Here is a 15,181-nt window from a genome sequence, read left to right as displayed (position 1 = left end):
ATTATCCAGATTATTATGGTATAATTTTATTGAAAAAATAAAGGTTGAAAATTCACAGGCTACATCAAGGACTTGTTAAAATACTCAATACCAGTTGCATTATACAATCTCTTGTAAAGCAGGGCATGCTTCACTAATTTCGCATGGTCTGAAAACCTTTTCCATTTCTTGAACTTATTTTTCCAAGTAAAATTCTGCTGCATATTGAGTAACTCCACAGCCATGTTCTGTGAATTAAGGTTCTCAACAGCAATGTTTCGCAATTCTTGACCATGCTGCGGATTATATTTCTCCAGTTCCCGGATCAGGTCCTTCTCCGTATATTTTCTATTTAAATAGCGACCGGAGCAATTATTCTTCACATATTTCCAGAAATTTCTAGGTCTAAGGTATCCATCGGCCTTATTTCCATTATATCCCCGATTATCATAGATTAAACAGGGCCTTCCACAAGCCATGGCGTCATAGATGGATCTTCCCACCCCCACAACCAAGTCCGCTTTATTGATCTGTTTCTCTATATTGAGAGTTGGGTTAACATGTTTATTAAAAGACTTGAATTCCAAACCTTTATCCTCACAAACCTTTTGCAATAGTTTATTAGCTTTCTCACTTTGACATAAAGAGAGAACACTTTCCAATTCATCATTGGGAGCCACTATGGACTTTTTCTTGTTGACATCGATGCCATTAAGAATGATGGAATTAGGATATCCTAATTCTACTAAATGATCTGAAACTTCCTCAGATATCCCTACATGATAATCTGCCAATGGCGATGGCTGTTCCAGATCAGGAATGATGCCATGGCAGACTTGAAGAATGGGCGCTTGACCATAAAGCTCTTTCACGGTGGTATTATGGTTAGCAATGACCAAGTCATACTTTTTCTTGGACATAAAGGAAACCTGAAGTTCCTCTTCAATTTTTTGAGAGACCGCTCCTTTATCGAAAGTGAAATACTCCACTTCTATACCTTCCATATTTTTTAGGGCCTTGATCAGATCGTAAGTATACGCTTCGGATCCCCCAATATGATCCAAATGATGTGTTCCAATTAAGATTTTTTGGGGAATATTTCCCATAGTGATGTATTTATTAATAGATAGCCAAAAAAGGCGGTAGATTAATTAAAAAACGAGATTGCTTGGGATTCGATACTTATTAATCGCAACTTTCTTGTTACATTAAGCCTTATTTATTGATTATCACTAATTTCCCAATCATTAGATTCTATATATTTGCAGTAATGAGATTCGCTTCTATCATATTAATGGTTTATGTCATGGTCCTTACCTTGATACCATGCAGTGATCGCATGACGGAATCTCATGCCCATCTCCATAGCTCAACTGAAAAATCAACCCATCAGGAACAACATGACTGCTCCAAAGACAGCTGTACACCTTTCTGTACCTGTTCATGCTGCGGAATTTCCTTAACGGTTGCGAGTTTTCATATGTTAAAGCTTGAAAAACCAATTGAATCCTATTCCAACATAGATTTAACAGAAAAAGAATACCCACTAGTCAGCAATGACCAGGAAAACATTTGGCAACCCCCTCAGGTTTAATATTCAATCTTTATGTTATTTCAGAATTTTTGATTCTGGAAGAAAACCTATTGGATAGAGCAAGTTATGCCTATATCCTAAAAACGTAAAATGTTGAATTTAAAGCCATTCATGTGCTAGATCAAATCATAAAATTTAGTATCAAGAATAAGATCATTATTGGTATAATGACCTTGGTCTTGATAGTTTGGGGAGTATGGTCAGCTACCAAATTACCCATTGATGCCGTTCCTGACATCACTAACAATCAGGTTCAGATATTCACCAGTACGCCAACACTTGCAGGACAGGAAGTTGAACGACTTGTTACTTTCCCAATCGAGCAGAGCATTGCCAATATTCCAGATATTGAGGAAATCCGATCTATTTCTCGGTTTGGCCTTTCTGTCATTACTCATTACTGTAGTCTTTAAAGAGGATGTAGACATCTATTTCGCGCGGCAACTGATTAATCAAAGGCTCATCGAAGCCACCGAAGACATACCCAAAAACATAGGTAATCCGGAAATGGCCCCAGTCTCCACCGGACTAGGTGAAGTCTACCAGTACATTATTCACCCGAAAAAAGGAAGTGAAAGCAAATACAGCTCCATGGATTTGCGGGAGATGCAGGATTGGATAGTAGCCCGTCAACTTTATGGTACTCCTGGAGTGGCCGAAGTAAACAGCTTTGGCGGTCAACTGAAACAGTATGAAGTAGCCGTTCACCCCGATCAATTGCGCGCCATGGGTGTCAGCATCCCTGATATTTTCGATGCTCTTGAAAAAAACAACCAAAATACGGGTGGCGCATATATAGACAAAAAACCCAACGCTTATTTTATCAGAGGAATTGGATTAGTAAGTTCTTTGGAAGATGTCGGTAATATCGCTGTAAAAACAGATGGTATTGTACCTATCTTCATCAAGGATGTAGCAGATGTAAGACTAGGATCAGCGGTTCGTTACGGAGCATTGACTTACAATGGAGAGGTTGATGCAGTGGGCGGTGTGGTGATGATGCTGAAAGGCGAGAACAGTAATGACGTCGTCAACCGTATCAAGGAAAAGTTACCTACCATCCAGAATTCATTACCTGAGGATATAGTAATAGAACCATATTTAGATCGTACCGACCTTATTGGCAGAGCCATTGGAACCGTAGAGCAAAATCTGATCGAAGGTGCCTTGATTGTTATTTTTGTCTTGGTCCTCTTTTTAGGTAATCTCCGGGCGGGATTGATAGTCGCCTCGGCCATTCCTCTCTCTTTGTTATTCGCCTTGGGGATGATGAACGTGTTTGGGGTCAGTGCAAACTTAATGAGTCTAGGGGCGATTGACTTCGGTCTTATCGTAGACGGGGCAGTCATTGTGGTGGAGGCAACTTTGCACCATTTAGGATTAAGGAAATCCACCCACAGACTTAGCCAAAAGGAAATGGACCAGGAGGTTTTCGATTCAGCCTCCAAGATCAGGACCCAAGCCGCTTTTGGGGAAATCATTATCCTTATTGTATATATTCCAATCTTAACATTAGTGGGCGTAGAAGGGAAAATGTTTTCACCGATGGCGAAAACGGTTGGTTTTGCCATATTCGGTGCTTTAATCCTTTCCCTAACCTATATCCCAATGATGTGTGCCCTTTTTCTTCCAAGGAAAGGTCATGACAAAAAGACTTTCAGCGATAAATTCATTGAAAAATTACATCAGCTATATGCGCCTTTATTGGATAAAGCGATACGCGTAAAATATATCATTGTATCCATTGCGGTCGCCATATTCCTGTTTACCATCTTTGTTTTCAACAGAATGGGTGGAGAATTTATTCCACAGCTCCAGGAAGGAGATTATGCCTTTCACTGTATCCTCCCTCCCGGCACCTCATTGAGTCAAAGTATAGAAACCTCCATGCAAGCATCTAGGATTATCAAGGAGTTTGAAGAGGTAAAAATGGTGGTGGGAAAGACCGGTGCTGCCGAAGTGCCCACTGACCCTATGCCACCAGAAGCTACCGATATCATGGTGATATTAAATCCACAAAATGAATGGAAATCAGGCAGGTCCTACGAAGAACTCGGCAATGCCATTATGGAAAAGCTACAGGTCATTCCAGGGGTTTTCTTTGAAAAGAACCAGCCTATCCAAATGCGCTTCAATGAATTGATGACGGGTATCCGTCAGGATGTAGCCGTGAAAATCTTTGGTGAGAACCTAGATACCTTGCTTAACTATGCTAACATGGTAAATGCAATAATCCAAACCGTTCCCGGAACAACAGCACCACAGGTGGAACAAGTGACCGGACTTCCTCAAATCAATATTCAATACGACCGGGTGAGAATGGCCAATTATGGTTTGGCCGTTGAAGATGTCAATGATGTGGTCAGTACCGCATTCGCAGGAAAAAGCAGTGGAATGGTATATGAAAATGAACGGAGATTTGACTTGGTGGTGCGTCTGCATGACGAACATAGGAACAATATAGAAGATGTGAGCCAACTCTTGATCCCAACACAAAACCATCAACAGATCCCACTTTCTCAAGTCGCTAAGATTGATTTTACCGTCGGACCCGCTCAGATCAGTCGTGAAGAAGGTAAAAGAAGGATTGTTATAGGTTTCAACGTTGCTGGAAGAGATGTTCAATCTGTCGTCGAAGAAATACAAGATAAGTTAGGTACCCAGGTCAAGCTGCCATCGGGTTATTATTTTACGTATGGAGGCCAATTTGAAAACCTTCAACAGGCCAGTTCCAGACTGATGATTGCAGTACCTATTTCCCTTTTCCTGATCTTCCTGTTACTATATTTCACGTTCCATTCCTTCAAGCAGGCAACATTGATATTTACAGCCATTCCAATGAGTGCCATCGGCGGGGTGTTTGCCCTGCTGATCCGGGATATGCCATTTAGTATCAGTGCTGGAGTTGGTTTTATTGCCCTTTTCGGTGTCGCCGTACTGAATGGTATTGTATTGATAGGAAAGTTTAATCAGCTTGAAAAAGAAGGAATGACCGATATCATACAGCGTGTAAAGGTAGGGACTGAAATCAGGTTACGACCTGTATTGATGACGGCTACTGTGGCCTCTTTGGGATTTTTGCCAATGGCCATAAGTACTAGTGCCGGTGCAGAAGTTCAGAAACCCCTCGCCACGGTGGTTATCGGTGGATTAGTCACTGCAACGATCCTGACACTCTTTGTCCTTCCTTTGTTATATATTATTTTCAATTCTAAAATCAAGGTAAAACCTATGGATATGAAAACGACGATTAGCATATTTATCCTTGGCTTTTTAGGTCTATCGACTGCAAATGCCCAGCAAAAGGTCAATATGGATCAGGCTATTCAAATTGCTGTGGACAACAATAAAGGATTAAAGGCCAACGACCTTGAAATCCGAGCTGCAGAGAGCCTCCTCAGAACAAGTGGAGAACTCCCTAAAACAGACCTGAATTTTCAATATGGCCAAAACGATGGCTTTGAACAGAACGATGCCATTTCCATCTCCCAGACCATCCCCTTCCCTACACTTTTTAAATCTAGGAAAGCTTTGATAACCGAGCAGGTGAAGGCCAAACAGGTAGAAAAATCTGTAGGAATAAACCAATTAAAACAACAGGTCCGTACCTACTTTTTGCAGATAGCTTACCTAGAGAACAATGAAAGGGAACTTAAATCATTGGATAGTATCTATAGGGATTTTATTCGGATTGCAGAAGTGCGATATAATGCTGGTGACACCAAAAAGGTGGATATCAATACTGCACAGGCTAAACAAGGGGAAATCAACTTGTTATATAAGCAAAATGAAACCTTGATGAAAAACGACTATAACAGTCTAAAGAATCTGATGCAGGTTTCAGAGGATTTCGAAGTTGAAACGGATGAAATATTTGAACCTATCCGACTTTCAGAGATAACCGATACGTCAAAAATAGCCGATCATCCACAAATCCAGGCCCTTTACCAACAGGCACGGATAGCGGAATCAAGTAAACAGGTGGAGAAGTCCTCAGGATTGCCCGATTTTAATATTGGATATACCAATGCCTCTTTAATGGGCATGCATGAAAGGAATGGGATTGAAAAGTATTATGGCCGTGGCCAAAGGTTCAATTCTTTTGATGTAGGCATTGCCATCCCTTTAACCTACGGAACCACAAAGGCCAAGATCAGGTCCCTAGACTTTGAAAAACAGGCCGCAGAGATGGCCGCAGAATGGGAAAAGCAAAAACTCCAGAACGAATACAGCAACCTGATGAATCAATATGAACAGAACCTAGCTCAGTTCAATTATTTCAAGGACAATGCCTTGCCAAATGCAAGAGAGATCATCAATGCCGCAAAACTAGGTTATTCAGCAGGAGATATTTCCTATGTAGAATATCTTTTTGCCCTTCAGACCACGACAGATATCTATTTGAATTATTTAAAAAGCATTCAAAGTGTCAATGAATCTGTCATTTCAATTTATTCAATTATCAATCAATAGGCTTATGCAATCCATCAATAAAACAAAACAACTATTACTCTGCTTAGGCTTTGCATGCATATTATCTTCCTGTAATAGCAGTTCTACTAAATCAGAAAAAGCTGCGGAGACTGAAGAAGGCCATGAACATGAACATGGCGCTACGGAAAAAACAACCATCACTTCCCTAACAGAGGAACAGATCAAGGAGGTGGGCATTCAATTTGGACAGATCGAACAGAAAAATCTGACGGCCAGGATCACTGCCAACGGGGTATTAAATGTACCCAATAACAACCGTTCCAACGTCACCCCTTTATACGGAGGCGTAATTCAATCCCTGAATGTTCAATTAGGAGATCATGTCAGGAAGGGACAAACGATAGCGACCATTATCAATCCGCAGTTCATCCAACTTCAAGAAGACTATCTCAATGCCAACAATGAAATCCAAGCTGCTGAACAGGAGCTTCAACGTCAGCAAGAACTAAATGCCGGCAATGCAGGGGTAAAAAGAAACCTTCAAAACGCAGTGAGCAACTTGAATATATTAAGGACTAAAAAAGCCTCTTCCGCCAAACAACTCCAACTCTTGGGGATAAACCCCAATGCCATCTCAACTTCTAATCTGAGGTCTGCATTAACTATCACGAGCCCAATCAATGGAGTGGTATCCAATATTTTTGCTAAATTGGGCAGCTATGTAGATGTCTCCTCTCCTATAGTAGAAGTAGTTGACAATAGCATGATCCACCTAGACCTGCAGGTCTTTGAAAGGGATTTGCCTAAATTAAAGGTAGGACAGGAAATCAGTTTTACCACGACCAACAATCCGAGTAAGAACTATACCGCAAGGATATCGCAAATTGGGGCTTCATTTGAAAATGAAAGCAAGACCATCGCCATCCATAGTATGGTCATTGGAGACAAATCTGGTCTGATTGACGGCATGAATACCTCGGGTTCCATAAGTGTGGAAGATGTCACAACAGCGGCAGTGCCTGACGAGGCTATAGTAGAATCAGAGGGAAAAACCTTCATTTTTATCGAAACCGATAAAAAACCGGAAGCAGAACATGAAGACCATGAACATGCTGCTGGCGAGGAACATGATCACGCAGGCGAACATGAACACCCCGAAGAGCCACATGTTCATAAGGAAGGTGAAGAACATAATCATACTGAAACCTCCAAGCCTATTAATTTTGAAAAAATAGAAGTTGTTAGAGGCGTTTCCAGTATGGGCTATACCGGTATTACCCCAATTATTGAAATACCAGCTAACAGCAGGATCGTAATAAAGAATGCTTTCTTTATCAATGCCAAAATGGTAGGTACAGTTGGGCATAGCCATTAAGGCACTCTCATATTACCCCAATAAGAAAAGGGTTTTGGAAGTAATTTTCAAAACCTTTTTCTTTATTTTATAACCTAATTAATTGCCTGATTAAATAGGGTAAAATCTTTATTAAAATTTTAAAATAAGCAATCTGCTCCATAGCAGTTGGAATTGGACCTCACTTTGGTTTCATTCTAGACATATTTCGAATTTTCCGAATATGCCTCGAATAAGAGCAAAAGTATACCCGAAGCTCGTTCTCGATTTCGAGAATTTTCAGTTTTCACAAAATTTAAAAGAAGTTGATGAGAAGGGCCGTTAATCGCAAAAAAGTTTTCCTTTTTGTGTGCCAACCTGAGGCACAAAGGTTCTTGTAACCAGACTAAGGATGGGGTATTGGCTTACAGTTCCTTAACCTACGGTTTCCCCTTCCTGTTATCCTGACAAAGGAAGGATCTCGAAACTATACAAACCTTAATTACAATGGCGTACAGTTCCTGCACCTTCGGTGCAGCATGACAGGGTTGCAGAGAGGAAAACCGTACAGATTCTTCACTGATCGTTCAGAATCAAAATGCACATTAGAGGGATTCAGAGTGAAGCGAAGAATCTATTTTTTGGTGTTTTTTAGGATCGTTGTCAACCCGAAATCGTAAGATGAGGGAACTATTTTTCTTGATCTGATTGATACGGGGATTTTCAGAAAAACATTCCACCCACGCTGCGGGTTGGCTGTTATTAGCCATCATTAATCTACAAAGATTCCACCGCCGCTGGGGTTCAGTAATTGATATAATTTATTTTGAATGCTTGTATTTTTACGAGATGTTTCGTTCCTCAACATGACAAAAAAAAACATAATTACATGCCCCAACGGAGCCATTAATCGCAAAAATTCTTTTCTTTTCCGGTGTCATCCTGACGCAGGAAGGATCTCGGAACCAGACAAACCTTAATTGCACTGATCCAAAACCCCTTAACCATCGGTAAAGCATGACAATGCCTTTTGTAGGTGAACTGTACCGATTCTTCACTGATCACCCAAAATTAAGGTAGCTTAAAGAGCCAACTATTATTCATGTAACTTGTTAATAAAGAAAGATCAATGCGATGAAACATTTTATTCCGGCCCAGCATAAAGGCAAAGACATGGATATCTCCGATTCCATAGAATTTGAGAATGAAATCCAGGCAAAGAATTTTTACTTAGAAGCGAAGAACAGGCTATTGGAGATCAACAATTGGGATCAAGTGGCGAAGGTTCCAGTTTCGACCTTTGAGCATTTGGATGCCTTTGGAAAGCATTCGGAGGAAAAGCCACAAGAAGGGGATTTTGTGAAAATTGACATCCCAGGACCTGGATTATGGACTGCCTCTGGGTATGATTACGTACAGATAGAACAGATCAATGAATCATCAGACAGCTCCCATGATCTCATTACACTAACCTTAAGGCCGAGTGATATGCCACATCAGGAACATGACCACGAAACCAAGCATTTCTTCAAAAACATGGCAACTTCTAGTTTTCAGGTCAAAAGGGATGGAAAGACCGTGGAAGCATCCTATTTTGGTCGAAATGAAATGATGAACTTGGATCTTGACTCGCTATTGGACCGATTAAGGAATTTATTCGTTGCCCTAGGAGCCAAGTTAGGTGCCTCCTATCCGCAATGGAAATCCCTGATCGAAGGTATCCTACAAAAGTAAACCTAGGGATTTCCTTCCTCCAACAAGGTGTTGAGCAATTCATCTAAGCATATCGTTGCATAAGTAGACTCATGGTCAGAATATGCATATGGCAAAATCAATTGATTGTTATGGATGATCTGTCCGCAGGAATAGAGCACATTCGGCACATACCCATTTCTTTCTTCTTCATTGGCAAACAACAGTGGTTCTGTTAATTTTCCCAGGACTTTGCTAGGATCATGTAGGTCGAGAAGCATGGCGCCGATCACATATTCTCGCATGGGACCTACAGAGTGGGTAATCACCAGCCAACCTTTCTCCGTTTCGAGAGGGGATCCACAATTCCCGACTTGGATAAACTCCCAAGGAAACTCAGGTTCAGCGACCAAATGGATTTCACCATGCCAATTGGTAATGGAATCGGAGAAGGACACATAACTGTTTTCTCCATCTATCCGGCAGAGCATGACATATTTCCCATTGATCTTTCGAGGAAAAAGTGCAGCCCCTTTATTAGCAATTTTCCCGTTGATAGGTTGAACCTTGAAGTTGATGAAATCTTTGGTCGAAAGCAGTTTGGGGAGGATGGTATGGCCATCATATGCGGTATAAGTTGCATAATAGGTTGTATTGCCTTTTTCGCTTTTGAAAGCTACAAATCTCGCGTCCTCAATCCCATTTTTTTCGGTATCACTTATCGGAAAAATCACTCGTTCAGAGATCGATGTATCCAAGGAATACGAAATCTCATAATGTGATGAGGCCAACCACATGATCTGATGCATCAGAATCTGATTGTCATGGGTCATCTCATTATCTTCTTCGATTTCCTTGACAAATCGCATCAATTCATCATAGGTAAAAGTCTCCGTCAATTTCTTTTCAATGATTTCTTTAATATCATCCTGAACGGTATGCATTTGCATCAGTTTTTCTATAAAATCATCTTTCTTATATCGGTAATTCTTGACATGTTTAGGTTTATCCAATAAAATACCTACTTCATCAAGTTCGATGTTTAGATTTTTGTCTATGATTCCCGAACGGAAAACGATGGAAGATAAATGCCCTTCTCCGACTGCCCTAAAGCTCAATATCACCCTTTTCTCTCCTTCATGCGTTTGGGATTGGTCCGGTGATATCACGATGGACGGATTGAAGTAGGCAGCAGCTTCAATAGAATATTCCATGGTAAAATACGATCCGATCAGTAATTTTTCAACTTCCGTTAATTTCTTGGCATCAATCTGGAGGTCTTTGATTTCCTGGGCTTTGAGTTTATAGTTTCGCTCCAATACATTCAAAACACTGCGATGTCTACGTGCATAATTTCTTAAAATCTGGGTGATCAATGCATTCTTCTTTTCATCGCTTAATTTCATTACCCTTTCAATAATCCTTTTTGACCTTTCGGGTGAAAGGTTGAATCGGCGAGCCAATACCCTATCCAACTTTGGTTTAAAAAGTATATTCTTTCGGTTTATTGTTATTCCCATTATAGTTTTGATTAAAAGTCAACAACTTATTTATAACGATTAAAAACTGGTCTTGTTTATTCTTTGTCATATTTAATTTTTCTGAAGAATGGACCTGAACAATTTCCTGTTATGGAATGTTCAACACATAGTAAAGAATTAATTATAAACAATTTGCAAAAGGATATCTATGAAAATTTTGATTATTGGCACTTACCCGCCTAGGAAATGTGGAATAGCAACTTTTACGCATGATTTATTTAACTCCATCATGGATAATTCCAATGAAGTTGATGTCATCGCTATCACCGACGGTTCTGAACATTCATTTCCTCCTGAGGTTAAAAGGACCATTAAAAGAAATGAAAAAATAGATTATTTAGAATCAGCAGATTGGGCAAACAATCAACGCTACCATTGTTGCATAATACAGCATGAATTCGGAATTTTCGGAGGTGAGGCGGGAGAATTCATTTTGGATTTCATGCTACGGGTCAACTTTCAAATAATCAGCAATCTGCATACTATCCTTCAAAATCCCAATCCTCAAGAGTTCAGGGTCATCCAAAAATTAAGCATCCTTAGTGATAAGATTACGGTCATGACACAGCGGGGAATTGAAATGATGGAAACAGTTTACCATGTCAACCCCAATCGACTTACATTGATTCCACATGGTGTCCCGAACTTTAAGTTAAGCAAGGAAGAAGCAAAATCAATTTTAGGTCTGGAAGATAAAAAGGTCATGCTATCATTCGGACTACTTGGAAGAAGCAAGGGGTATGAAATTGCCATTGAAGCTACCTCAAAAATCCGTTCGGACAATTTTGTTTATATCATCCTCGGTGCTACCCACCCAAATGTATTAAAAGAGGAAGGAGATACTTATAAGAATAGTTTGATGCAACAGGCAGGCAATCTTAATCTTTCAGGCAAGGTATTTTTTGTGAATCACTTTGTAAATGATGAGACATTACAACAATATCTTAAAGCCTGTGATATCTATGTAACGCCATATCCAAATGAAAGCCAAATGAGCAGTGGGACCCTATCCTTTGCACTTGGTGCTGGAGCGGCCGTAATTTCAACGCCATATTGGTATGCCAAGGATCTTTTGGCTGAAGGTAGAGGGGTGCTATTTGATTTCAATGATGCTTCAGGATTGGCAAATTGCATCAATGAATTGATTGAAAAGCCATGGTTGATGGAGAGTTATCAAAAGCGAGCTGAAAGTTTTGGTAAATCCATGTCTTGGATAAATGTGGGGAAACTACATTTGAGCTTAATATCCTCCATTCTTAATCCGAAAGCAAAAATTCAGAGCATAATATACCAAGATAAAACAATGAAGTTCCTAGATCCTGGAAAATCTAAGAACTTAATTTCTTCATAACGCTACTTCATGATGGAGAAAAATCATGTGGAAAGAACAAGTATGACGAAAACTTTGAAGGGTTTCTTCGAGAGGGTACCAAGGGTGGATTTTTCCTACATTGAAATTTTGACAAAACCTACTGGAATCATTCAGCATGCAAAATTCAATATCCCAGATTATCATCACGGCTATTGTTTGGATGATAATTGCAGGGCCCTGTTATTATTTTGTAAAGCATTTAATCATTTAGAACCCAAGTACAGAAATAAGTATATCAGTATTTATTTATCATTTATCCATTATGCCCAAAAATCCGATGGTACCTTTAGGAACTTTATGTCCTTTGACCATGCTTTTTTGGAGCGGATAGGTTCTGAGGACAGTTTTGGGAGAACCATATGGGCCTTAGGCTATCTACTTTCTAGAGAGGAAATAGCCAACTTCCATGCTATTGCCAAGGAAATATTTGATCGTGCCTATCCGCATATGGAAAACTGCGAATCAGTCAGGGCCGTTGCATACCAGATCTTAGGTCTTATACATTACCTTGAAAAATTTCCTGAAGATGTGAAAATCCAAAAACAGCTCCAAAGTTCATGTCAATTTTTAATGAATGAGTATCATGCTGCTCAGGATGAGAATTGGAATTGGTTTGAGGAAGTGATTTCCTACGACAATGCCATTCTTCCGTTGAGTTTATTAAGGGCATCGCGCTTTTTCAGGAACAAGGAGCTTGAGAAAGTTGCCTTGCACAGCAGCTGCTACTTGGACCAAGCCGTCTTTCAAAAAGGATATTTTGCAAGTATCGGCAACACGGACTGGCTGAAAAAGGATGGTTCTCTTAGCGATTATGGTCAACAGCCTATAGAAGTCTCCAGTACGATCATGCTTTATGATGAACTGATCCATCATGAGACAGGCATTAATTGTCCAGAAAGGGTCCTTCAGGCATTTTCATGGTTTTTAGGTATCAATATGACTGGAGAAGTATTATTTGATTATCAAAACATGGCATGTTTCGATGGATTGGAAGAATATGGGGTCAATAAAAATCAAGGAGCAGAAAGCAATCTATCTTTTTGGCTATCTTATTTAGACACAATAAATTACATTCATTTTCAGTAGGTATTTTCCTCGGAAAACAAGTATTTAAAACATAAACATATTGTATTTTCAGGTGTTATTTAATTAACATCGAACATGGAGGAAAACATGAAAAAACAAGGAAATACAGCAGTAGATAAACATCCCCATAACAAAAACTCATTGGATTCCAGAAGTACTAACATTAAAGCCGATCCGTCAAAAGAAAGTACTAAGTCAAATGGTAATTCACAAGCAGAAACAACAGATAATTCTGGAAAACAATCTAATGAAAAAAGGGAGAAATGATTAATGTCCTCCGGAATCATTAATTAAAAAATGGAAAAATCCTTTACCCATAGTTCAATCGATAAGATTAAAGGTCTTAAGTATGTTGACAGTAATATTACCGGCTTTTCAAGAATTAAAAAGGGTAAAGGGTTTTCCTTTGTTGACCAAAATAAAAAACCTATTTCCGACGATAAAACCCTTACTAGGATCAAATCCTTGGTCATACCTCCGAATTGGAAGAAAGTTTGGATCTGTCCCTCTAAAACTGGTCATTTACAGGCCACAGGCTACGATATAAAAGGCAGAAAACAATATATCTATCATCCCAAATGGAAAGCTCTGCGAAAGGAAGATAAATTTGCCATGCTCCTACCCTTCGCTCGAGGTCTCGGTAAATTAAAAAAACAGATCAGGAAAGATTTAAAGCGCAAAGAAATTGACCTTCAAAAAGTAACAGCTTTGGCTCTACAGATCATGGATCTAACCTCCATGCGAGCTGGCAATCAATTTTATGAGAAAGAGAACGGATCCTTTGGATTGACTACATTGAAAAATCGACATCTATCCATCGATAAAAATAAGATCTGTTTTAAATATATAGGTAAGAAGGGTGTTGCTCAAGAAAAAAAAATAACTGCAAAAAACTTAGCCAGTTTATTGAAAAAGGTAAAAGCAATACCTGGACAGCAATTATTTCAATTTGAAGACAGTAACCATAAAATCCAGCAATTGGATTCTGGACATTTAAATGCATATCTATATCATGTTTATCAACAGCACATTACCTGCAAAACATTTAGGACTTGGAATGCCTGTTATCTATGCCTAGAAATATTTTTAAACAGCGAATATTCCGAAGACCCAAAACAGCGCCATAATCAGGTTCAAGAAACTGTCAAAGTGGTAGCCAAAGAATTGGGGAACAGTAAAGGCATAGCGTTAAAGCATTACATCCTGCCAGAAATAATCTGTCTGTATGAAGATGGAAGTTTAAGTAACTGGATAAGAAAAAATAAAAGCATGCCCACAGGGTCAAGGGCTAAAAGAATCCAAGATAGATTATTAAAAATTATTACATCAAAAACATAGGCAGTATTTACACATCAATTCAGGGACAAATACCTGAATATGAAAAAGTTAAAACTATGAAATACGTTAAATGGTTCAATATTTAAAATATATAGCCATGGAAAATAACGAAAAGAAAATAGACTTAGTGAATCGAGCAGTTGAAATAAACAATGACCGTATTAAAGGGTACAAGAAAGCAATAGAAATTGCAGGCGATGCGAATCTACGGGAGTTACAGGTTTTGTTTCAGCAATACATTGAGCAATCACGTCAATTTATCATTGAGTTAAGCCCTTGCTTAGAGCAGTTTGGGCAAGAGCCGACAGAGGACAGTAATTTTACCGGTAAAATTTTCAGGATTTGGATGGATATCAAATCTGCCATTTCACCTTCCATATCTCAGGCTATCTTGGAGAGTTGCGAGAAAGGTGAGGATGAATTCAAAGAAACCTATAAGGAAATTTTAAGCGATAGTTTAGATGACTATCAAGACTTGACAGGGATTCTGCAGCAACAACTTGCTACTCAATTGGAAGCTCATCAACACATCAAAGAGTTAAGAGATTTTTAATAAGTACTCAAACACCCATTTCCATATTGACAGGCAGAAGAAACCTCAATTCTTTTGCCTGTATTTATTTTCTACGAATAAATAGAAAATTAATACGGTTTTTACAGAGTAAAATACGGTTTTTTAGGGCTTTTGACGTTCAGAAATAATTTAAGTTGTATTTTAATTGAAAGGAAAAAACAATGGATTCGAGTTTACTAACTATTTTTTTGATCCTTATCTGTGTTTTAGTATTGGGATATGCCGTATATGGCATCCG

12 protein-coding genes are annotated in these 15,181 nt (G+C 39.2%); 10 read left to right on the top strand and 2 right to left on the bottom strand.

Going from position 1 to position 15,181, the window contains the following annotated elements; translation table 11 throughout:
- Positions 1-59: 59 nt before the first annotated feature.
- Positions 60-1,085, bottom strand: a complete 1,026-nt coding sequence (locus NMK93_RS07380; RefSeq protein ID WP_254529156.1) for a hypothetical protein — start codon at positions 1,083-1,085, stop codon at positions 60-62.
- 164 nt (positions 1,086-1,249) lie between these two features.
- On the opposite strand from NMK93_RS07380, the gene NMK93_RS07375 reads away from it, so the two are divergent.
- From NMK93_RS07375 to NMK93_RS07360, 5 genes are all read left to right on the top strand, one after another.
- On the top strand, positions 1,250-1,573 hold the full coding sequence (locus tag NMK93_RS07375; protein WP_185211694.1) for a DUF6660 family protein: 324 nt from the start codon (positions 1,250-1,252) through the stop codon (positions 1,571-1,573).
- Positions 1,574-1,686: 113 nt separating this feature from the next.
- A complete protein-coding gene (locus NMK93_RS19795) occupies positions 1,687-1,986 on the top strand; it encodes an efflux RND transporter permease subunit (protein WP_308214541.1) in 300 nt (99 codons plus the stop codon).
- A complete protein-coding gene (locus tag NMK93_RS07370) occupies positions 1,868-6,046 on the top strand; it encodes a CusA/CzcA family heavy metal efflux RND transporter (protein ID WP_368041471.1) in 4,179 nt (1,392 codons plus the stop codon). Before NMK93_RS19795 ends, NMK93_RS07370 begins: the two co-directional genes overlap by 119 nt.
- Before the next feature lie 4 nt (positions 6,047-6,050).
- Positions 6,051-7,382 (top strand): efflux RND transporter periplasmic adaptor subunit, encoded by a 1,332-nt coding sequence (locus tag NMK93_RS07365; RefSeq protein WP_185211692.1) that lies wholly within the window; start codon positions 6,051-6,053, stop codon positions 7,380-7,382.
- A 1,092-nt stretch (positions 7,383-8,474) separates the two neighbouring features.
- Positions 8,475-9,074: a hypothetical protein gene (locus NMK93_RS07360; RefSeq protein WP_254529155.1), complete on the top strand. Its 600-nt coding sequence runs from the start codon at positions 8,475-8,477 to the stop codon at positions 9,072-9,074.
- A 2-nt stretch (positions 9,075-9,076) separates the two neighbouring features.
- Here the strand turns inward: NMK93_RS07360 and NMK93_RS07355 are convergent, their stop codons facing one another.
- On the bottom strand, positions 9,077-10,552 hold the full coding sequence (locus NMK93_RS07355) for a glycoside hydrolase family 130 protein (protein ID WP_254529154.1): 1,476 nt from the start codon (positions 10,550-10,552) through the stop codon (positions 9,077-9,079).
- A gap of 169 nt (positions 10,553-10,721) precedes the next feature.
- Between NMK93_RS07355 and NMK93_RS07350 the strand changes: the two genes are divergently transcribed.
- The 5 genes from NMK93_RS07350 (at position 10,722) to NMK93_RS07330 (ending at position 14,922) form a co-directional block, all read left to right on the top strand.
- Entirely contained in the window at positions 10,722-11,924 is a 1,203-nt protein-coding gene (locus NMK93_RS07350) for a glycosyltransferase family 4 protein (RefSeq protein ID WP_254529152.1), read from the top strand.
- 9 nt (positions 11,925-11,933) lie between these two features.
- Positions 11,934-13,031, top strand: coding sequence for a hypothetical protein (locus NMK93_RS07345; RefSeq protein WP_254529150.1), 1,098 nt, complete (start codon positions 11,934-11,936; stop codon positions 13,029-13,031).
- 87 nt (positions 13,032-13,118) lie between these two features.
- Positions 13,119-13,298 carry a hypothetical protein gene (locus NMK93_RS07340; protein WP_185211687.1) on the top strand — a complete coding sequence of 60 codons (180 nt, stop codon included), beginning with the start codon at positions 13,119-13,121 and terminating at the stop codon, positions 13,296-13,298.
- A 30-nt stretch (positions 13,299-13,328) separates the two neighbouring features.
- The gene (locus NMK93_RS07335; protein WP_254529148.1) at positions 13,329-14,369 is read left to right on the top strand and encodes a DNA topoisomerase IB; all 1,041 of its coding nucleotides are present in this window, start codon (positions 13,329-13,331) and stop codon (positions 14,367-14,369) included.
- 97 nt (positions 14,370-14,466) lie between these two features.
- A complete protein-coding gene (locus tag NMK93_RS07330; RefSeq protein WP_254529146.1) occupies positions 14,467-14,922 on the top strand; it encodes a PA2169 family four-helix-bundle protein in 456 nt (151 codons plus the stop codon).
- Positions 14,923-15,181: the final 259 nt, after the last annotated feature.

It is taken from the genome of Sphingobacterium sp. LZ7M1 (assembly GCF_024296865.1).
In the GTDB taxonomy this organism is placed as follows: Bacteria; Bacteroidota; Bacteroidia; order Sphingobacteriales; family Sphingobacteriaceae; genus Sphingobacterium.
The sequence above is the reverse complement of the archived record's forward strand: the minus strand, read 5'-3'. Positions and strand labels throughout refer to the sequence as shown.

Coding starts and splice junctions, on each gene's coding strand:
- NMK93_RS07365 (WP_185211692.1), top strand. CDS start 6,051: ATGCAATCCATCAATAAAACAAAACAACTATTACTCTGCTTAGGCTTT.
- NMK93_RS07345 (WP_254529150.1), top strand. CDS start 11,934: ATGATGGAGAAAAATCATGTGGAAAGAACAAGTATGACGAAAACTTTG.
- NMK93_RS07355 (WP_254529154.1), bottom strand. CDS start 10,552: ATGGGAATAACAATAAACCGAAAGAATATACTTTTTAAACCAAAGTTG.
- NMK93_RS07335 (WP_254529148.1), top strand. CDS start 13,329: ATGGAAAAATCCTTTACCCATAGTTCAATCGATAAGATTAAAGGTCTT.
- NMK93_RS07360 (WP_254529155.1), top strand. CDS start 8,475: ATGAAACATTTTATTCCGGCCCAGCATAAAGGCAAAGACATGGATATC.
- NMK93_RS07340 (WP_185211687.1), top strand. CDS start 13,119: ATGAAAAAACAAGGAAATACAGCAGTAGATAAACATCCCCATAACAAA.
- NMK93_RS07330 (WP_254529146.1), top strand. CDS start 14,467: ATGGAAAATAACGAAAAGAAAATAGACTTAGTGAATCGAGCAGTTGAA.
- NMK93_RS07380 (WP_254529156.1), bottom strand. CDS start 1,085: ATGGGAAATATTCCCCAAAAAATCTTAATTGGAACACATCATTTGGAT.
- NMK93_RS07350 (WP_254529152.1), top strand. CDS start 10,722: ATGAAAATTTTGATTATTGGCACTTACCCGCCTAGGAAATGTGGAATA.
- NMK93_RS07375 (WP_185211694.1), top strand. CDS start 1,250: ATGAGATTCGCTTCTATCATATTAATGGTTTATGTCATGGTCCTTACC.